This window comes from Ramlibacter sp. GS1-15, assembly GCF_057785015.1.
Map to the genome: position 1 here is coordinate 1,144,126 of NZ_JBYNTU010000001.1, position 18,767 is coordinate 1,162,892.

Genomic DNA, 18,767 nt, shown 5'->3' on the forward strand with positions numbered 1-18,767 from the left:
TCCCGGTGAAAACTACAGAAGGTTCGGGAAGGCGAGCCAGGCGAGCGTGCCCGCGCAGATCGCCAGCCCGTAGGGCAACTTGCCGACCGACGTGCCTTGCGGCAGCGCCACGGTGGTGCGCACGCCCGCGAGCGCCGCGTACAGCAGACCGCGCGCGGCCTGGGTCACGTTCGCGGCCAGCCGCTTGAGCGCGCGCCGCCAGAGCGCGAACACGAGCGCGGCGACGCAGCCGGCGAGGAAGGTGTAGATCACCGCGCCGAGCACCGCCGGGAAGCCGAGGAAGGCGCCCACGCCGGCCATGAGCTTGGCGTCGCCGGCGCCCATCATGCGCAGCACGTAGAAGGGCAGCGTGCAGGCCAGCCCCGTGAACGCACCGCCCAAAGCGCGCCAGATGCCGTTGCCGGGTGCAGGGTGGATCGCGGCAAAGGCGATGCCCACCCCCAACGTGCCGACCGTGAGCCAGTTCGGCAGGCGCAGGGTGCGCCAGTCGATCACGGCCGCGACGCACACCAGGGCGGCGAGGACCGCGTGCGCCAGCGGCATGTCCTGCAGGCGCATGAGCCAGGAAGAGAGCTGCAACATGCCGACGAATTTAGGCAGGGCGCTGCGCGGACGAATGAGAACGTCCTCCCGATTTGGGTGGGAGGAGTGACCCGGACGGGTCGGGAGGAAAAGGAGGAGGGTGCCTGTCAGTCCAGCACTTCGAGGCGCGGCGACAGGAGCTTGACGGCGATGCCGGTGCGGCCTTCGTGGTGCTCGATGCGCACGACCTGGCCTTCGGCGGTGAATTTCATCTTTGGCTCATCGAGCAGCATCTCGAAAAAGAGGATGCTGTCGCCGGGATCATGGTCCCCGCGGATCTCGAGGTACATGCCGGAGGGGCTGATGTCGCGCGTCACGGCTTCGGCGCCGTCGCCAAGCCTCACGGGCAAGGCGAGCGACTCGCGCGGCTCGGTTCTGTGCTCCTCGAACATGAACCAAGTGTCTACGTTCGCATGCGCTTTCCTATGGGCGAAATCCACTGAAATGAGTAGGAGTGCTCCCGGGCTAGCACAGGTGTTCGCGAGCGCCTGCACATCCTTACCGCGAGTTTCGGCAACGACCGCAAGCAATTGCAACGTTTCGCATCCTTGCTTAACGTCGCTCATTAGTATGAGCGCGGTCGCCTAGCAGGGGCCGGAGGGAAAAATGCAGACAACAATCGCGCTGCACCCAGTCAGCGTTTTCGTCATTGCACCGCCGATGATGTCCTGGGGCCTCGAGCGGCTGGTGCAGAGCGCGCATCCGCGGCTGGAGCTGGCCGGCACCGCGGCCGCCGCCGCCGCGGCACTCGCCGCGCTCGAGTCGCACCCGGTCGAAGTCGTCGTGATCGCACTCGAATCCGATGACGAACTGCCCGCGCTCGCGCTGGTGCTGTCGCACTGCGGCGGCGCCAAATGCCTCGTGATCACCGGCTCCCACGACACGATCCTGTCCGACAAGGCGGTGCTCGCCGGGGCGCGCGGCGTGGTGAGGACCTGGGACCAGCCGGGCGCGCTGCTGAAGGCCATCGAGAAGATCGACGACGGCGAGCTGTGGATCGATCGCGGTGCCACCAGCCGCATCTTCCTGGAGATGGCGCGCCAGAAGGCGTCCGAAGGCAGCGATCCCGAGAAGAACAAGATCGCCACGCTCACCCGGCGCGAGCGGCAGACCATCGCCGCACTGGCCAGCGATGCCGCGGCGCCGGCGAAAGTGATCGCCCATCGCCTGTGCATCAGCGAGCACACGTTGCGCAACCACCTCACGGCGATCTATAGCAAGTTGCACGTCACGAATCGCCTCGACCTGTACGCGTACGCCACGCGCCACGGCCTGGGCGAGATGCGCGACCGGGCCAGGTAGGGAGTCCTGACAGCTCGAGCTCAGCCGGCGGTTGCTAAGATCGCCCGCTGAGCATGACCTTCATCGCAATCGTGATCGCCACCCTGGGCGCGGGCATCGGCAGCGTCTGGCTGGCCGCCGGATTGATGCGCGCGGGTTTTCTCGCCGGCGGCCAGGACAGCGCGATCGGTCCGCACCACCTCCTGAGCCTCGCTGCCGGTGCGCTGCTCGCGACGGCGTTCATGCACCTGTTGCCCGAGGCCTTCGAAAGCAACGCGGGGGCGCAGCCGCTGTTCTCCGCGCTGCTCGTCGGCGTGGTGTTCTTCTTCCTGTTGGACAAGGCCGAACTCTGGCACCACGGCCACGAACATCACCACGAGCACGACGGCCAGGGCCACGATCATCTGCATGCACACGAACATCGCCCCTTGCGTTCGGGCGGCTGGGCGGTGCTCACCGGCGACAGCGTGCATTGCTTCGGCGACGGTGTGCTGATCGCCTCCGCGTTCGTCGCCGACATGCGTCTGGGCTGGGTCGCCGCGCTCGCGGTGCTCGCGCACGAGGTGCCGCACCACGTCGGCGATCTCGCCGTGATGCGCATGACCAGCGCCAACCGACGTGCCGCGCTCGTGAAGGTCTCGCTGGCCGGTGCCGTGACGGCCCTCGGCGGGCTCGCCGGTTACTGGCTGGTGGAGCGCCTGCACGGCGGGCTGCCCTACTTCCTCGTCGTTGCCAGCAGCAGCTTCATCTACGTTGCGCTGGCGGACCTCATCCCGCAACTGCAGCGGCGCCTCTCGGCGCGCGAGACGGCGATCCAGGTCGCATGGCTGCTCGTGGGCATCGCGCTGGTCACGATCGTCAGTCACGTGGCGCATCGCTGAGCGATAGCACGGCGCGGCCCGCGAATGGCCCTGCTCGAGCGCCGTGCTGCCACGCTATCGGCCTCGTCCGACAGTTCTCCATCCACGGCCCGCCTAACGTGGGACGTGGCTTCAAAGCAAAGGAGAACACGCATGGCATCACGCGACTGGGAAGACAGCAATCGCCACCAGGGCCAGGGCAACCAGGGGCGCTCGGGCGCCGACCCGCAAGGTCACGAACAGGAACGCGCGCACGGCTGGAGCGGTGAATCGCGCGGCAGCTGGGGCCAGGGCGGATCGCAGCCAGGCTCGCAACGCTATGGCGGCTATTCCGGCAGCGGCAACGAAAGCAGCCACGGCTACGGCCGCGGCACCGGCGGCTCCGACTGGGGACGCTCTTCGGGCGGGCGCGAATACGGCCGCGAATTCGGCGGCGAGTACGGGGGCTATGGCGGCGAGTACGGGGGCCAGCGCTACGGGTCGGGCTATGGCGGCGGGTCGCCCGGTTACGGGCAGGGCCCGCAAGGCTATGGCGGCGGCCAGGGCAGCTGGGGTGGCCAGAGCGGCGGCGGTGACTGGGGCACCTACGGCCGCCAGGGCGGCATGCAGGGCGGCTACAGCGGGCAGCAGCACATGGGCACGTACGACCAGGGCAGCTACGGCAGCCGCGGCGGCATGGCCGGCGGGTACGGTGGCTACGGCCAGCAAGGCTACGGACAGCAGGGCGGCTATGGTGGCTACGGCCAGCACGAGCAATACAGCGGCATGGGCGGCCAGCACTACGGTGGTGGCCAGCAGCACATGGGCCCGTACGGGCAGCAGGGCGGCGGTTATGGCGGCACGCCGGGCTACGGCGCCCCCCCGCATCACGATCCCGAGTACCAGCAATGGCGCGAAGAGCAGATGCGCAACCTGGACAACGACTACCACTCGTGGCGCCAGGACCGCTATCGCAAGTTCGCCGATGAATTCAACAGCTGGCGCGCGAGCCGCAGCGGCGGCCAGGGGCAGAACACCGGGGCGACGACCACCGGGACCGGTGGCTCGACTTCGAGCGGCACCGGCGGCACCAGCGGCACCGGTGGAACGAGCGGCTCCGGCGGGTCGATGGGCAGCTCCGGCAGCACGTCACCCAAGAAATGAGACGACCAAGCGCGAACCTCATGACCAAGACTTCGCAGCCATTGACGATCGTCGTCGCGCTCGCATTGGCCTCGGGCGTTTCGCTGGCGCAGACCAGCGGCTCCAGCGGATCGCCCGGCACCACCACCGGCTCGTCGATGACGGGCGGCCGGGCCGCGCCGGCCGCGCAACCCGGCACCGGCACCCGCAACACCGAAACGCGCAAGGATGACCGGCTCGCGAGATCCGACCGCAAGTTCATCCAGGACGCTGCGGAAGGCGGCATGTTCGAAGTCGAGGTCGCGCAGCTCGCGGCATCGAAGGCGACCGACCCCGCCGTCAAGGACTTCGCGAACAAGCTCGTGCAGGACCACCAGGAGGCCAACAATGAACTCGTGCAGCTGGCGAACAGCAAGCACGTCGAGCTGTCGGCCGCTCCCGACCGCGCCAAACGCCACGCGGCCGAAAAGCTCGGCAGGAAATCGGGCGCGGAGTTCGACAGGGACTTCGTGAAGGAGGTCGGCATCAAGGACCACGAGCAGGACATCAGGAAGTTCGAGAAGGCGGCCAACGATGTGAAGGACCCGGACCTGAAGGCCTGGGTGCAGAAGACCTTGCCGCATCTGCGTGAGCATTACGCCATGGCCCGGAAGCTGCCCGAAGCCGGAAAGAGCAACGCGGCATCGATGGGCAATCGGGGCGCGGCGAAGAGCGGCGGCTGAGCGCAGCTGAGCTGCTCCTTGGCTCGTGCGTCCGACATGGCTGTCAGGCGCCGTCCGACACCGTCGCGCGCAGCCGCGGTGAAAAGATGAGGTTCCTCGGGGGAGCTCCACATGAAGTGCTTCAGCCTCGGCCTCATCGTCATCGCGATGTTCGCGTTGCATGCCGGCTTTGCCGGCGCATCCACGGGCGGCGAGCCGCCGGTGGTGAAAGCCAGGCCGGGCCAGTCCTCCGCAGTCGCCCGACCGAACACGTTTGCCGCGGCGGCGGCCCCTTACGCGAAACGGCTCACGGCCGGGCAGCGCGACGAGTGGCGGTTCCTGAAGGACGCAGCGGCACAAGGCCGTTTCGAAAGCGATGCGGCGCGCATGGCGCTCGCGAAATCGGCGAACCCGAATGTGCGGTCGCTCGCGGCGACGCTGGTCAACCACCACGCGGCCCGGCAGGCCGAGCTGCAGCAGATGCTCCATGCCCGCAACATGGCGCCACCGATGTTGTCGAACGAGCAACGCAAGGCGCTCAACCAGCTGGCGAAGCTGCAGGGCGCCAGGTTCGATCGCGAGTGGATGGAGATGGTGGGCCTGCGTTCCGGGCAGGAAGGCGTGGCCGCGTTCGAGAAGGCCGCGGGCGGCGTGCATGACGCCGCACTGCGCGCGTGGATAGCCCGCACGTTGCCCGCCATGCGCTACCAGCTCGCCAGCGCCGAGCGGCTCACCGGCTCCGCCACGCAGATCGCGAAGCTCGCGCCGGCATTGCCGCAGGACGCCATCAAGTCCGGTGACCTCGCAGAAGGCAACATGCTGCTCGGGCCCGTGCGGCCGGTGGCCGTCAAGCTGACCGAATCGGCGACGCGCTAGTGCCCCTGCACCTGGAGGATCTGCCGCATCAGGCGCGCGTTCACCTGGCCCTGGTCCTGGTAGTTGGTGTTGAAGAGCACGTGCATCGCATCGACCTTCGAGGCGATTTCGCGGATCTCGGGCACCATCGCCTCGAGCTCTTCGGGGGAATACCAGTAATCGAAGCGGCTGGATGACGCGGCCGCCTTGATGTTCCAGGTCGCCTTGTTGCGCCCGTGCAGGCGCAGGAGCGCGATCTTCGGGCTGGTCGCTTCCCACACGCAGGGCACGCTGTTCGTGAACCCTTGCGGCCCGTCGACGATGGTGTGGATCACGCCAAGCTCGCGCTCGAAGGCGATCGTCCGCTCCGCATGCTCCTCGTCGAGCCAGGTCTTGTTGCGGAACTCGACGGCGACATCGTGGCCGCCCATCCGTTCGACGCATTCGCGCACGTGCGCCATGCCGTCGCGATTGCGGATCACCCAGGGCGCGAACTGGAAGTGCACGGCGCCGAGCCTGCCGGCATCTTTCAACGGGGCGAGCGCCTCGATGAAGCGGCGCCACAGCTCGTCGCGGATTTCCGCGGGCGTGTCCGCGTAGTACAGCGTCCTGGGTGCCTCGGCTCCCAGCGCCTGCTGGATGTCCTTGTGCAGCACCTCGGGCGAGGTCTGGTGGCCGGTGAACAAGCGAAACGCCTTCACGTTGAAGACGAAGCCCTGCGGCGAGCGCTCGGCCCACAGCTGCGCGTTCTGCGGCGTCGGCATGCCGTAGTAGCTGGAATCGACCTCGACGATGGGGAACTGCGAGGCATAGAAGCGCAGGCGCGCTTCGGCCGTGCGGCAGTCCTTCGGGTAGAAGCGGCCGCATTCGATCAGCGTCTTGTCGGTCCATGAGGCCGAGCCGATGAGGATCGCAGTCACTGGATTAATATACAGGGATCGCAGTACCCCCGTCATGCCGTGAACGACCTCAACCCCGAGCAGCTCGCTGCCGTCCAGCACGGCACCGGAGACCAGGCGCAGGACACGCGTCCCCTGCTCGTGATCGCGGGCGCGGGCTCGGGCAAGACCAACACGCTCGCGCACCGGGTCGCCAACCTCATCCGCCACGGTGCGGACCCGCAGCGCATCATGCTGCTCACCTTCAGCCGCCGCGCAGCGCAGGAGATGGAGCGGCGCGTCGGCTCCGTGCTGCAGAAGGCGCTGGGCTTGTCGCCCACGCAGCCGCTGCCGAACCTGCCGTGGTCGGGCACCTTCCACAGCATCGGCGCGCGCCTGCTGCGCGAGTACGCGCCGCGCATCGGGCTCGATGAATCCTTCACCATCCACGACCGCGGCGACGCCGAGGACCTGATGGGCATGGTGCGCCACGAGATCGGCCTGGCGGAGACGAAGAACCGCTTTCCGCTCAAGGGCACTTGCCTGGGCATCTACTCGCGCGTGCTCAACACGCGCGACCCGCTGGACCGCGTGCTGCAGGACATCTACCCGTGGTGCGTGCAGTGGGAGAACGAACTCAGGAAGCTGTTCGGCGCGTACGTCGAGGCCAAGCAGGACCAGAACGTGCTCGATTACGACGACCTGCTGTCGTTCTGGGCCGAGATGGTGGCCGAGCCTTCGCTCGCGCAGGAGATCGGGGCGCGCTTCGACCATGTGCTGGTCGACGAGTACCAGGACACCAACAAGCTGCAGGCCGAGATCCTGCTCGCGATGAAACCGGCGGGGCAGGGCGTCACGGTGGTGGGCGACGACGCGCAGAGCATCTATTCCTTCCGCGGTGCGACGGTGCGCAACATCCTGGATTTCCCGCACCAGTTCACGCAGCCCGCGCGCATCGTCACGCTCGAGCGCAACTACCGCAGCACGCAGCCGGTGCTCGAGGCGAGCAATGCGGTGATCGGTGCGGCGCGCGAGCGGCATGCGAAGAACCTGTGGACCGACAAGCCGGGGCACGCGCGGGCGCAACTCCTGCTCGTGCCCGACGAGGCGCAGCAGGCGAAATGGGTGGCCGATGAAGTGCTGCGCCATCGCGAGGCGGGCGCGCAGCTCAAGTCGCAGGCGGTGCTGTTTCGCGCGAGCGACCACAGCGCGGCGCTCGAACTGGAACTCGCGCGGCGCGACATCCCGTTCGTGAAGTTCGGTGGGCTGAAATTCCTCGAAGCCGCGCACGTGAAGGACCTGCTGGCCATCCTGCGCTTCGCCCAGAACCCGCGCGGCCGCATGGCGGGCTTTCGTGCCTTGCAGCTGGTTCCCGGCATCGGGCAGGCGAGCGCGACGCGCCTGCTCGATGCGATGGGCGAGGCGGCCGACCCGGTCGAAGCCCTTCAGCAGTTCGCGTCGCCCGCGGCCACACGCGAGGAGTGGACCCGGTTCGCGCAGCTGTATCTGCAATTGCGCGCGCCCGAGCTCGCCTGGCCTGCCGACATGGAGCGCGCCAAGGCCTGGTACCTGCCGCAGCTCGAGCGCATGCACGACGACGCGCCGGTGCGCAAGCTCGACGTCGAACAGCTCGCGCGCCTGGCGACGGGCTACGCCAGCCGCGAACGGTTCCTGACGGAACTCACGCTCGATCCGCCGCAGTCCACCAGCGACCAATCCGGCGTGCCGCACCTCGACGAGGACTATCTGGTCCTCTCGACGATCCACAGTGCCAAGGGGCAGGAGTGGCGCTGCGTGTACGTGCTCAATTGCGTCGACGGCTGCATCCCGAGCGACATGGCCACCGGCACGACCGAGGAGATCGAGGAGGAGCGCCGGCTGCTGTACGTCGCGATGACGCGTTCGAAGGAACACCTGCACCTCGTCGTGCCGCACCGCTTCTATGTCACGCAGCAAGGCAGCGGCGGCGACCGCCACATGTACGCGGCGCGGACGCGCTTCGTCACCGACGCCATGCTCGATCGCTTCGACCAGGTCACGTGGCCGGCGGCAGCGCCGGGGCAAGGCGCGGCCTCGGCCCAGCCCCAGCCGCCAGTGATGCAGGTGCACGCGCGGGCGCGCGCGGCCTGGCGCTGATACAGATCGAACATTTGCCAACAGTGAGCGCACAAGGGCGGCTCAGCGGGGTCCAATCGGCTCATCGCCGGGAGACATTCGATGCAGTACGCCGTTCGAACCTTCGTCCTTGCCGCTGGCGCCTTGGCGCTCGCCGGGTGCGCGGCGCTCAACTCGCCCGACATGCGCATGGGTGCGGGCCCGCCGACCGCGATCGTGGCGGCGAGGCCATTCAATGCGGCCGAGCGCGACTTCGTCACCAAGGTAGCGGCGAAGATGGTGTACGAGATCGAAGTGTCCAGGCTGGCCGCCGAGCGCGCCGTGAGCCCCGCCGTGCGCGACTATGCGCAGCGCCTGGTGCAGCAGCAGACCCTGATGAACAACGAGCTGGTCGCATTGATGAGCGCGCACGGCGTGGCCCCGCCCAAGGGCCTGCCGGCCGACAAGCAGACCAAGCTGCATCGCCTGGCCGCCGTGCCGCGCAGCGACGCGTTCGACAACGGCTACATCCGGGTGGTCGGCATCGAGGACCACCGCGCAGCCATCGCGTCCTTCGAGAAGGCCCGGCGCGACGTGCGCGACCGCGACCTGCGCGCCTGGATCGACCGGTCGCTCACCGTCCTGCGCGTGCACCTGGCGAACGCCCAGGGCGTCCTGTCGTCGCTGGCGGGTTGAAACCGGCGCGGCCCGCGAAGTCCTACACGAGACCGCAGCACGGGCCGACAGCGCCCCGGCCATTCGCTCCCCAAAGTTGACCCTGGGCCGCGCACCAGCGCGGCCCTCGTCACATGCATTCAAAGGAGCAATCTATGGCATCGCGTTCATCCTCTTCATCCAAGTCCTCGTCGTCGAAGTCCGGCCGCAGCACCATGAGCCGTTCCGAGGCCGGCAGCCGCGGCGCCCGCGCGAGCAACCAGAACAGCGCGGCGCAAAGCGAACGCGCCCGCGGGAACAACAATCGGCGCGCCAGCTCGAGCGGCAAGGAAAGCAAGCCCTCCAGCCGCAGCCGCTGACGCGCGCGCGCTCCTGACGGGGCACCCCGGCGCATGCGCGAAAATGCGGTGTGCCCCTCAAGAACCCCTCGAATTTCCGCGACCTCGCGGCGCACGTCGGCGCGCCGCTCGCGCGCGGCACCCTTTACCGCTCCGACCATCTCGGCGCGCTCGATGAAGACGACGCCCGCGCCATCCAGGCACTGGGGATCAAGCGCGTGCTCGATTTCCGCGGCGTGCACGAGCGCACGGCAGCCGCGTGCCGGCTGCCCGACGTGGAGGTGCATTCGCTGGCGATCGAGCCGACCGTGGTGCAGGCGCTCGCGAAGATGCGCGAGGCGGGCCACGAGTTGACGGCCGATGACGTCGTGCACCACATGCAGGACACCTACCGCTCCTTCGTGCGCCACAGCACGCATCGCTTCGCCGAGTTCTTCGCCCACCTGCTCGAATCGAACGAACCCACGGTGTTCCATTGCACGGCGGGCAAGGACCGCACGGGCTTCGCGGCGGCGCTGGTGCTGCGCGCCTTGGACGTGCCCGAGCACGAGGTGCTGCGCGATTACCTCCTCACGAACGAAAGGCTGCGGCCGACGGACACGGGCGGCTGGTCCCTGCCGCCGCACGTCGTGAAGGTGCTGTGGGGCGTGCAGCCGGATTTCCTGCAGGCGGCCTTCGACGAGGTCGATGCGCAGTGGGGTGGCCTCGATGCCTACCTGCGAAAGGGGCTCGGGCTGGGCCCCGCCGAACGCACACGTTTGCGCGACCTGTACATGCAAGAGCGCTAGCTCGAACAGCTTCGCATCCTGCGCAGCTTCCATGGTGCCTCCTACCCGCGGCGCCGTCGGGCTCCTACATCGCTGAGTTCATGCGGGCATGCATGCTTCGCCCAAGGAGGCGCTGTACATGCCCGAACAGGAAAACCCGAAGGATCCGCGCAAGATCGGCCAGACGAGCGACAGCCAGCCCGACCTGGTCGCTCCCAGTGGCGTGAACGAGCGCGACCATGGCGCGGCCGACGACAAGCCCATGGGCGGCGGCAGCGTCAATCTGGACGACGACGACATGGCCCATCCCCGCGGCAAGGAAACCTCGCACGGCGGGACTTGGCAGGCCAAGGGCGGCGACAGTGCGCCACTCGGGCCGCCGGGCGAAATCCTCTCCGATCGAAACGGCCCGAGCGATCCGGCCAACCGGCGGAAATGATCATGAAGCCGCGGGAGGGTATGGTTTACGCGCTGTTCTCTCTCGGATTGCTCGCGGCGGCTGCCGCGGCGTACACCGCCGCCATCGGATGGCTGTGGTTCCGGCAGGAAAAGATCCTGTTCGAGCCGACGCCCCTGAAACCGGACGACAAGCTCACGGACGATCCCGACGTGCACGAGCGCTGGATCGAGGTCGAGGGCGCGCGCCTGTCGGCCGCCCAATTCACGCAGCCGTCGCCGCGCGGTGTGGTGTTCTTCCTGCACGGCAACTCGGGCAACCTGCGCGACTGCCTGGTCGATCTCGACGCCTTCCGTGAAGTGAATTTCGACGTCGTGATGTTCGATTACCGCGGCTACGGCAAGAGCTCGGGCCGTATCGAAAGCGAGGAACAGTTGCGCGCCGACGTGCGCGCGGTGTGGGATGCCTACGCCGCGCAGTACGCCGGCAAGCGCGTGGTGATCGCGGGGCAGTCGTTGGGAACCGCGCTGGCCGCGGGCCTCGGCGCGCAGTTGTGCGCCGAGGGCCGTGCGCCGGATCTCACGCTGCTCGTCTCCCCCTACAGCAGCATGCGCGCGCTGGCCGAGGAGCTCTATCCGTGGGTGCCCGGGCGCGTGCTGCGTTATCCGCTGCACACGGCCGAACACGCGGCGCGCCTGGGCGGCCCGCTGATCCTGATCCACGGCGACAAGGACGAGCTCATCGGCATCCACCACAGCCATGCCCTGACCGACGCCGTGCCCGCCGCACGCCTGCACTGCCTCGAAGGCGCGGGCCACGGCGACGTGCACAAGCACCCGAGCTTCCGCTCGGCGCTCGCGAGCGCGCTGGCGGCCCTCTGACCGACATCCGGCACCTACAGGCGTGCCCCGCACGCGCCGACAGCATGGCGAATGCACCGGCGCAACACTGTCGCATCGACCCTCACAAGGAGAGCACCATGAATCCAGCGAGCAAGACGCGCAGCGGCGGCGTGGATCCCAAGCCCGCCACCCAGGAAGCCGACACCAAGAACAAGAAGACACCTTCGCCCGAAGTGCAGATGGAGGACGCGGGCACGCCGGCCAGCGGCAACAGCGGCATGGGCGGGCGGGGCAATGCCGCGGAAGGCGCGATGAAGCAGACCGACAAGACTCCCGCCGAGCGCGGCAGGAGCCAAGGTTGAGCTCTGTCCTACACGCGATTGCTGCAGGTGCCGACACAGCGGAAGCGCGACCTGCCTAGAGTCAGCCTAGGGCAGTCGCGGCTGCCCTTGCGCTTTCGCGAATTTCACGAATCCGATTTAAGGAGTAACCCGATGAAGATGACCCTGACCCAAGTGACAGCCGCCGCTCTGGCCGTGACGGCCGCCCTTTCGCTCGGCGCGTGCAGCAAGCGCGAAGGAGGAACCGCCACCGGGTCGACCGGCAGCACGAGCTCCACGCCAGGCAGCACGGGGTCGACCGCCTCCACATCGCCGTCGACCTCCGGCACGAGCGGCAGCTCGAGCATGGGCAGCAGCTCCACCGCGCCGAGCACCGGCTCGATGGGCGCCACCGGTACCGGCTCGACCTCGGGCAGCACGAGCAGCGACACCAGCTCGTCGGCAAGCCCGGCCGCAAGCGCAGCCAGCCGCTGATGCCTTCTCGCGTTTGCGCGCTGGTCCTGGCGGCGGTGACGTCGCTGGGGCTGGCCGCGTGCCATCGCGACACGGGCGCGAAGTCCAGTGCGGATGCGAACAACAAGCCCCCGGCGGGTTCGACCGGCTCCGGCGGCGGCACGGCCGCCATGGGCGGCCCGGGTACGGGCCTGAACGGCGGCCTCGGCCAGAGCCGGCCCGGTCAGCAGACCGGAGTCGCCGAAGGTTCCGGCAATCGCACGCCGAAGAACAGCGTGGGCAACCGCTGACGCTGGCCTTCGCTATTCGCCTTTGGCGATGGGCCGCGAGGGATCGCGGCACCATTCGCTCCAGCTTCCCGCATAGAGCCCGGTGGGGCCGAAGCCCGCGACCTCCATCGCGACCAGGTTCGGCACCGCGCTCACCCCGCTGCCGCAGTGGTGCACCACCGTGGCGGGATCGCGGCCGGCGAGCACCTTCTCGAACTCCGCGCGCAGTTGCGCCGCGGGCTTGAAGCGGCCGTCCGGGCCGATGTTTTCCGCGGACGGGCGATTGAGCGCACCGGGGATGTGTCCCGCGACCGGGTCCATCGGTTCGACCTCGCCGCGAAAGCGCTGGGGCGCGCGCGCGTCGACGAGGGTCTGGTCCGCGCGATCGAGATGCGCAAGCACGTCTTTCGTGGTCACCAGGCGCCGCAGCTCCGGCCCAATCCTGAAATTGCTCTGGAAGTGCGCGGTCTCGGCACGGTCCGTCACTTCGCCGCCCGCGGCCTGCCAGGCCTGCAGGCCGCCGTCGAGCACGGCGACCGCATCGTGCCCGAGCCACTTGAGCATCCACCACAGGCGCCCGCAGTAGTTGCTGTTGTTGCGGTCGTAGACGACGGCCTGCATCTCGTTCGCGAAGCCCATCTTCGACAGCCACATCGCGAATTTCTCGCGGCTGGGCAGCGGGTGGCGGCCGCCCGAGGCCGCATCCGGATGAGGATGGTGCGTGCCGTCGGGCTCGACGACGCCCTTGTCGCTGAGGTCGTCGTCCAGGTGCGCGTACATGGCACCGGGGATATGCGACCTGCGATAGGCCTCCTCGCCGGCGGCCGGGTTCGTGAGGTCGAAGCTGCAATCGAACAGCATGTGCGGCGCGCCGCTCGCGCGCAGGCGCTGCAGTTCTTCCACCGAGATGAGCGTCGTGTACATGCCCGAAATTATCAGTGTTCTTCGGCCGGCGCGTCGGGTGCGGCACGCGCACGCAGCACGGTGGAGCCGACGCCGCTCGCGACGATCAGCGCCACGCCGAGCCAGCCCGTCGGGGGCAGCGTGTCGCCGAACAGCGTGATGCTGTAGATCGCGCCGAAGACGATGCCGAAATATTGCAGGCTGGCCACGACCAGCGTCGCGCCGCGGCTGTAGGCGCGCGTGATGCACAGCTGGCCGAGCGAGGCGAGGACGCCGACCGGCAGGAGCCACCACGCATGGCGCCAATCCGTGAGCGACTGGCCGGAGTTGCTCTCGAACATCATGCCGATCGCGCCCGCGACCGCGGAGCCGACCGCGAAGTAGAAGACGGTGCGGGTGTCGGGCTCGCCGATCTTGCCCAGCGCCATCACCTGCATGTACGCGAAGGCCGCGGTGATGCCGGACAGCAGGCCGACGATCGCGCCGAAGACCTGGTTCTGCTCGACGCTCGGCCGCAACATGAGCACCACGCCGACGAAGCCCGCGATCACGGCCAGTGCCAGCACGCCTTGCCGCGCGGGCCAGGGCTCGCCGTTGCGCGGGTTCCACGCGATCAGCGCGCCGCCGACGAGGAAGGCAGCGACCCACACGCTGCTCATGTAATTCAGCGTCATCGCGGTGGCCAGAGGCAGGGTGGCCAGCGCGTAGAACCACGCGCCCAGCGAGATCACGCCGACCAGGCTGCGCCACCCGTGCATCAGGGGATAGCGGGTGGCGAGCGTGATGCCCTGGCTGCGCGCCAGCAGCCACATGAAGAACATGCCGAGCAGGCCGCGCCAGAACACGAGCTCGGAGCTGTTGAACCAGGTGGAGGCGTACTTCACGCACACCGCCATGGTGGCGAAGAAGAACGCGCCCGCGATCATCCAGAGGGCGTGCACGAAACGGGGCTCTTACAAACCCATTCGGCTGCGATACCACTCGTGGAAGTGCTGCATGCCGTCTTCCATCGGGCTCTGGTAGGGGCCGACCTCGTCGTCGCCGCGCTTCATCAGCGCCCTGCGGCCCGCGTCCATGCGCTCGGCGATCTCGTCATCCTCCACGCAGGTTTCCATGTAGGCGGCGCGCTGGGCCTCGACGAACTCGCGTTCGAAGGCGGCGATCTCCTCGGGGTAGTAGAACTCCACCATGTTGAGCGTCTTCTCCGGTGAGACCGGGTGCAGCGTGGACACGGTGAGCACGTGCGGGTACCACTCCACCATGATGTGCGGGTAGTACGTGAGCCAGATCGCGCCGTATTTCGGCGGCTCGCCGGAGCGGTAGTTCATCAGCGCGTTGTGCCAGCGCTTGTACACGTCGCTGCCGGGCTTGCCGAGGCGGTTGGCCACGCCCACGGTCTGTACGGAATAGTTCTCCTTGAACTCCCAGCGCAGGTCTTCGCAGGTGACGAAGTTGCCCAGGCCAGGATGGAACGGGCCGACGTGGTAGTCCTCGAGGTACACCTCGATGAAGGTCTTCCAGTTGTAGTTGCACTCGTGCAGCTCGACGTGGTCCAGCACCATGCCGCTGAAATCGAGTTCGGCACGGGGACCGAGCCCCGCAAGCTGCTTTGCGACATCCACGCCGTTGTGCTCGAACAGCATCCCGTTCCATTCCTGCAAGGGGTAGTTGTTCAGGTTCAGGCACGGGTCCTCGGGGAAATGGGGCGCGCCCAGCAGCGTGCCGGCCCTGGAGCCGTTGCCGCCGCTGTATGTCCAGCGGTGCAGGGGGCACACGATGTTGCCGCCCGTGGTGCGATTTTCCGTGAGCGAGCCGCGGCCCTTCAGGATCACGGCCTGGCGATGGCGGCAGACATTGGAGATGAGCTCCACGCCTTTCGGCGTGCGCAGCAGCGCGCGCCCTTCGCCTTCTTGCGGCAGGGCGTGGTAGTCCCCCGGGTTGGGGACGGCGTTGGCGTGCCCCACGTAGCGGGGCCCGCGCTGGAAGAGGGTCTCCATTTCGCGCCGGAAGAGCGCTGGGTCGAAATAGCTGGAGACGGAGAGTTGGCTTGCGGCCTGCTGTAGCTGAAGACTTAAATCAGACATGAACCTGACCTAGAGACTCCCCCTATGAAGGGGCAGGGAAGCGCTGTTTCTTTTGGGAGATACGCGCGCGAAGAACGCAACAAAAACCGGGCCGATGCCCGGTATGTGGGAGGGGGATTCTACCCCGGGGGTTCCCCGGCATGGCACAGCCTAAAATCCGATGTTTTCCACCGCACGCGCGCAATGTCCCAACCCCCTTTCCAAGCTCCCGCCAGCTACGAAGCGGCCCTGGCCGAGCTCGAGCAGCTGGTCGGCCGCATCGAATCGGGCCAGTTGCCGCTCGAGGAACTGCTCACGGGCTACCAGCGCGGCGCGCAGCTGCTGCAGTTCTGCCGTGACAAATTGCAGGCCGTCGAGAACCAGATCAAGGTGCTCGACGAAGGAGTGCTCAAGCCTTGGACGCAGGAGTGACCCCGCAGGCATCCGCTTTCGACCTGGCGGCGTGGAGCAGCGAGCGGCTGGCCCGCGTGGAACAGGCGCTTTCGCGCTGGGTCGTGGCCGAGGCGCCGGCGGGCCTGGGCGAAGCGATGCGCTACGCGGTGCTCGATGGCGGCAAGCGCCTGCGGCCGATGCTCGTGCTCGCCGCCAGTGAAGCCGTCGACGGGCGCGACGAAGCGGCGCTGCGCGCGGCCTGCGCCGTCGAATTGATCCACGCCTACTCGCTGGTGCACGACGACATGCCGTGCATGGACGACGACGTCCTGCGCCGCGGCAAGCCCACGGTGCACGTGAAGTTCGGCCAGGCCCAGGCGCTGCTCGCGGGCGATGCCTTGCAGGCGCTGGCCTTCGAGCTGCTCGTGCCCGACACGGGGGCGATCCCCGAGCGCGTGCAGGCGCAGCTGTGCCGCCTGCTCGCGCGTGCTGCCGGTCATGCGGGCATGGCGGGCGGACAGGCGATCGACCTCGCGAGCGTCGGCCGCAGCCTCACGGAAGCGCAGCTGCGCGAGATGCACCGGCGCAAGACGGGCGCGCTGCTCGAAGGCAGCGTGATGATGGGTGCGGCCTGTGGCGATGCGCCCGCCGCCGCGCGCGAAGCGCTGCAGGCCTATGGCGCGGCGCTGGGGATCGCCTTCCAGGTCGTCGACGACATCCTCGACGTCACGGCCGATTCGGCGACGCTCGGCAAGACGGCGGGCAAGGACGCCCACCAGAACAAGCCGACCTACGTGTCCATCCTGGGCCTGGAGCGCTCGCGCGCCCACGCCCGCGAACTGCGCGAGCAGGCCCTGGCCGCGCTCGACGCGAGCGGCCTGCCCGACACACGCGCTTTACGCGCACTCGCCATCATGGTGGTCGACCGCGACAATTAGAAAACATGTGCACCCCCACGCTTCTCACTTCGTGTAGTGCGCTGCCCCCCGAGGGGGCCTCAGCCTCCTTCGGGCGGCCGTGCGGAGTCTGAATGACCCTTCTCGAAACGATCAACGACCCGTCCGACCTGCGCAAGCTGCCGCGCACGCAACTGCTGCCGCTGGCGGACGAACTGCGCGCGTACCTGCTCGACAGCGTCTCGAAGACCGGTGGGCACCTGAGCTCCAACCTCGGCACGGTGGAACTGTCCATCGCGCTGCACTACGTCTACAACACGCCCTACGACCGCATCGTGTGGGACGTGGGCCACCAGACCTATCCGCACAAGATCCTCACGGGGCGGCGTGACCGCATGGCGACCCTGCGCCAGCTGGGCGGGCTCGCCGGCTTCCCGACGCGTGCCGAAAGCGAGTACGACGCCTTCGGCACCGCGCATTCGTCCACCAGCATCTCGGCGGCGCTGGGCATGGCGCTCGCCGCCAAGCGCAAGGGCGAGAACCGCAAGGCCGTGGCCGTGATCGGCGACGGCGCGATGACCGCGGGCATGGCCTTCGAGGCACTGAACAACGCGGGCGTCGCCGATGCGGACCTGCTCGTGATCCTGAACGACAACGACATGTCGATCAGTCCGCCGGTGGGCGCGCTCAATCGCTATCTCGCGCAACTCATGAGCGGGCAGTTCTACGCCGCCGCGAAGAACGTCGGCAAGACGGTGCTGAAAGCCGCGCCGCCGCTGTTCGAGCTGGCCAAGCGCTTCGAGGAGCACGCCAAGGGCATGGTGGTGCCCGCGACGCTGTTCGAGAAGTTCGGTTTCAACTACGTCGGCCCGATCGACGGCCACGACCTCGAGTCGCTGGTGCCGACGCTGGAGAACATCAAGCGACTGTCCGGCCCGCAATTCCTGCACGTGGTCACGAAGAAGGGGCAGGGCTACAAGCTGGCCGAGGCCGACCCGGTGGCCTACCACGGCCCGTCGAAGTTCGATCCCAAGGTGGGAATCGTGCCCAGCACGGCGAGCAAGCTCACGTTCACGCAGGTGTTCGGCCAGTGGCTGTGCGACATGGCCGCGAAGGACGAGCGCCTGGTGGGCATCACGCCGGCGATGCGCGAAGGCTCGGGCCTGGTGGAATTCGAAAGGCGTTTCCCCGACCGTTACTACGACGTCGGCATCGCCGAGCAGCACGCCGTGACCTTCGCGGCCGGCATGGCCTGCGAGGGCGTGAAGCCGGTCGTGGCGATCTACTCCACGTTCCTGCAGCGCGCTTACGACCAGTTGATCCACGACGTCGCGCTGCAAAACCTTCCGGTGGTGTTTGCGCTGGATCGCGCCGGCATCGTCGGCGCCGACGGCCCCACGCACGCGGGCGCCTACGACATCCCGTACCTGCGCTGCATCCCGAACATGGGCATCGCCTGCCCGTCGGACGAGAACGAGTGCCGCAAGCTCCTCACCACCGCATTCGGGCAGGACCATCCGGTGGCGGTGCGCTATCCGCGTGGCGCCGGTCCGGGCGTTGCAGTGGAGCCCGGACTCGAGCCGCTGCCTTTCGGCAAGGGCCAGGTGCGGCGCGAGGGCCAGCGGGTCGCGATCCTCGCGTTCGGCACCCTGCTGCATCCGGCACTCGCCGCGGCCGAGCGGATCAATGCCACAGTGGTGGACATGCGCTGGGCCAAGCCGATCGACACCGAACTCCTGCTTTCCATCGCCTCGTGTCACGACGCGCTGGTCACGATCGAGGAGGGCGCGATCATGGGCGGCGCGGGCAGCGCGGTGGGCGAGGCGCTGCAAGCCGCGGGCGTGATGAAGCCCCTGTTGCAGCTGGGCCTGCGCGACGAGTTCATCCCGCACGGCGACCCGGCGCGCCTGCTGGCGCTGCAGGGGCTCGATGCGGCGGGTATCGAGAGCTCCATCCGCCACCGTTTCGGGGAGCTGGCCGGCAAGCCCGCGCCCCTGAAAGTCGTGGGCTAGCTTGCGACTTTCGTTCCTGAAACTTTTCTGACGCTCGTCGCTACG

Annotated in this window: 23 protein-coding genes; 15 read left to right on the forward strand and 8 right to left on the reverse strand. The window is 68.2% G+C overall.

The genetic code is table 11. From position 1 onward, the window contains the following. Positions 1–12 precede the first annotated feature (12 nt). A complete protein-coding gene (locus AC3EF3_RS05670) occupies positions 13–582 on the reverse strand; it encodes an A24 family peptidase (RefSeq protein WP_488531181.1) in 570 nt (189 codons plus the stop codon). A gap of 107 nt (positions 583–689) precedes the next feature. Beyond that, positions 690–974: a PilZ domain-containing protein gene (locus AC3EF3_RS05675; protein WP_488531182.1), complete on the reverse strand. Its 285-nt coding sequence runs from the start codon at positions 972–974 to the stop codon at positions 690–692. Positions 975–1,188: 214 nt separating this feature from the next. Here AC3EF3_RS05675 and AC3EF3_RS05680 point away from each other — a divergent pair, with 214 nt between their 5' ends. The 5 genes from AC3EF3_RS05680 to AC3EF3_RS05700 all read left to right on the forward strand — a co-directional run bounded on the left by AC3EF3_RS05680 (position 1,189) and on the right by AC3EF3_RS05700 (position 5,422). After that, entirely contained in the window at positions 1,189–1,884 is a 696-nt protein-coding gene (locus AC3EF3_RS05680; protein WP_488531183.1) for a response regulator transcription factor, read from the forward strand. Positions 1,885–1,937: 53 nt separating this feature from the next. Next, a complete protein-coding gene (locus AC3EF3_RS05685) occupies positions 1,938–2,744 on the forward strand; it encodes a ZIP family metal transporter (protein ID WP_488531184.1) in 807 nt (268 codons plus the stop codon). 132 nt (positions 2,745–2,876) lie between these two features. Further along, entirely contained in the window at positions 2,877–3,866 is a 990-nt protein-coding gene (locus AC3EF3_RS05690) for a hypothetical protein (protein WP_488531185.1), read from the forward strand. 20 nt (positions 3,867–3,886) lie between these two features. After that, on the forward strand, positions 3,887–4,567 hold the full coding sequence (locus AC3EF3_RS05695) for a DUF4142 domain-containing protein (RefSeq protein WP_488531186.1): 681 nt from the start codon (positions 3,887–3,889) through the stop codon (positions 4,565–4,567). A gap of 111 nt (positions 4,568–4,678) precedes the next feature. After that, a complete protein-coding gene (locus AC3EF3_RS05700; RefSeq protein WP_488531187.1) occupies positions 4,679–5,422 on the forward strand; it encodes a DUF4142 domain-containing protein in 744 nt (247 codons plus the stop codon). On the opposite strand, the gene AC3EF3_RS05705 is transcribed toward AC3EF3_RS05700, so the two are convergent. Then, positions 5,419–6,357: a DUF72 domain-containing protein gene (locus AC3EF3_RS05705; protein WP_488531188.1), complete on the reverse strand. Its 939-nt coding sequence runs from the start codon at positions 6,355–6,357 to the stop codon at positions 5,419–5,421. The genes AC3EF3_RS05700 and AC3EF3_RS05705 overlap by 4 nt on opposite strands. Positions 6,358–6,360: 3 nt before the next feature. Between AC3EF3_RS05705 and AC3EF3_RS05710 the strand changes: the two genes are divergently transcribed. Next, the gene (locus tag AC3EF3_RS05710) at positions 6,361–8,415 is read left to right on the forward strand and encodes an ATP-dependent helicase (RefSeq protein ID WP_488531189.1); all 2,055 of its coding nucleotides are present in this window, start codon (positions 6,361–6,363) and stop codon (positions 8,413–8,415) included. 81 nt (positions 8,416–8,496) lie between these two features. Beyond that, positions 8,497–9,069 carry a DUF4142 domain-containing protein gene (locus AC3EF3_RS05715; protein ID WP_488531190.1) on the forward strand — a complete coding sequence of 191 codons (573 nt, stop codon included), beginning with the start codon at positions 8,497–8,499 and terminating at the stop codon, positions 9,067–9,069. Positions 9,070–9,178: 109 nt separating this feature from the next. On the opposite strand, the gene AC3EF3_RS05720 is transcribed toward AC3EF3_RS05715, so the two are convergent. Further along, positions 9,179–9,376 (reverse strand): hypothetical protein, encoded by a 198-nt coding sequence (locus tag AC3EF3_RS05720; protein ID WP_488531191.1) that lies wholly within the window; start codon positions 9,374–9,376, stop codon positions 9,179–9,181. 81 nt (positions 9,377–9,457) lie between these two features. On the opposite strand from AC3EF3_RS05720, the gene AC3EF3_RS05725 reads away from it, so the two are divergent. The 4 genes from AC3EF3_RS05725 (at position 9,458) to AC3EF3_RS05740 (ending at position 11,754) form a co-directional block, all read left to right on the forward strand. After that, positions 9,458–10,174, forward strand: a complete 717-nt coding sequence (locus tag AC3EF3_RS05725; protein ID WP_488531192.1) for a tyrosine-protein phosphatase — start codon at positions 9,458–9,460, stop codon at positions 10,172–10,174. Positions 10,175–10,292: 118 nt separating this feature from the next. After that, the gene (locus AC3EF3_RS05730) at positions 10,293–10,592 is read left to right on the forward strand and encodes a serine/threonine protein kinase (protein ID WP_488531193.1); all 300 of its coding nucleotides are present in this window, start codon (positions 10,293–10,295) and stop codon (positions 10,590–10,592) included. A gap of 2 nt (positions 10,593–10,594) precedes the next feature. Continuing rightward, positions 10,595–11,431, forward strand: a complete 837-nt coding sequence (locus AC3EF3_RS05735) for an alpha/beta hydrolase (RefSeq protein ID WP_488531194.1) — start codon at positions 10,595–10,597, stop codon at positions 11,429–11,431. A 98-nt stretch (positions 11,432–11,529) separates the two neighbouring features. After that, positions 11,530–11,754, forward strand: a complete 225-nt coding sequence (locus AC3EF3_RS05740; protein ID WP_488531195.1) for a hypothetical protein — start codon at positions 11,530–11,532, stop codon at positions 11,752–11,754. Positions 11,755–11,858: 104 nt separating this feature from the next. On the opposite strand, the gene AC3EF3_RS05745 is transcribed toward AC3EF3_RS05740, so the two are convergent. After that, positions 11,859–12,164 (reverse strand): hypothetical protein, encoded by a 306-nt coding sequence (locus tag AC3EF3_RS05745; protein ID WP_488531196.1) that lies wholly within the window; start codon positions 12,162–12,164, stop codon positions 11,859–11,861. 42 nt (positions 12,165–12,206) lie between these two features. Here AC3EF3_RS05745 and AC3EF3_RS05750 point away from each other — a divergent pair, with 42 nt between their 5' ends. After that, positions 12,207–12,476 (forward strand): hypothetical protein, encoded by a 270-nt coding sequence (locus tag AC3EF3_RS05750; RefSeq protein ID WP_488531197.1) that lies wholly within the window; start codon positions 12,207–12,209, stop codon positions 12,474–12,476. 12 nt (positions 12,477–12,488) lie between these two features. Here the strand turns inward: AC3EF3_RS05750 and AC3EF3_RS05755 are convergent, their stop codons facing one another. The 3 genes from AC3EF3_RS05755 to AC3EF3_RS05765 are packed head-to-tail and all read right to left on the reverse strand — an operon-like array spanning position 12,489 to position 15,442. After that, positions 12,489–13,379 carry a sulfurtransferase gene (locus AC3EF3_RS05755; RefSeq protein WP_488531198.1) on the reverse strand — a complete coding sequence of 297 codons (891 nt, stop codon included), beginning with the start codon at positions 13,377–13,379 and terminating at the stop codon, positions 12,489–12,491. Positions 13,380–13,390: 11 nt separating this feature from the next. Further along, entirely contained in the window at positions 13,391–14,284 is an 894-nt protein-coding gene (locus tag AC3EF3_RS05760) for a DMT family transporter (RefSeq protein ID WP_488533740.1), read from the reverse strand. A 27-nt stretch (positions 14,285–14,311) separates the two neighbouring features. Continuing rightward, positions 14,312–15,442: an aromatic ring-hydroxylating oxygenase subunit alpha gene (locus AC3EF3_RS05765; protein ID WP_488531199.1), complete on the reverse strand. Its 1,131-nt coding sequence runs from the start codon at positions 15,440–15,442 to the stop codon at positions 14,312–14,314. A gap of 183 nt (positions 15,443–15,625) precedes the next feature. Between AC3EF3_RS05765 and AC3EF3_RS05770 the strand changes: the two genes are divergently transcribed. The 3 genes from AC3EF3_RS05770 to dxs all read left to right on the forward strand — a co-directional run bounded on the left by AC3EF3_RS05770 (position 15,626) and on the right by dxs (position 18,722). Beyond that, a complete protein-coding gene (locus AC3EF3_RS05770; protein ID WP_488531200.1) occupies positions 15,626–15,853 on the forward strand; it encodes an exodeoxyribonuclease VII small subunit in 228 nt (75 codons plus the stop codon). Further along, the gene (locus AC3EF3_RS05775) at positions 15,838–16,752 is read left to right on the forward strand and encodes a polyprenyl synthetase family protein (protein ID WP_488531201.1); all 915 of its coding nucleotides are present in this window, start codon (positions 15,838–15,840) and stop codon (positions 16,750–16,752) included. The genes AC3EF3_RS05770 and AC3EF3_RS05775 overlap by 16 nt, the downstream gene beginning before the upstream one ends. A 92-nt stretch (positions 16,753–16,844) precedes the next feature. Further along, the gene (gene dxs / locus AC3EF3_RS05780; RefSeq protein ID WP_488531202.1) at positions 16,845–18,722 is read left to right on the forward strand and encodes a 1-deoxy-D-xylulose-5-phosphate synthase; all 1,878 of its coding nucleotides are present in this window, start codon (positions 16,845–16,847) and stop codon (positions 18,720–18,722) included. The last annotated feature ends 45 nt before the right edge of the window (positions 18,723–18,767 follow it).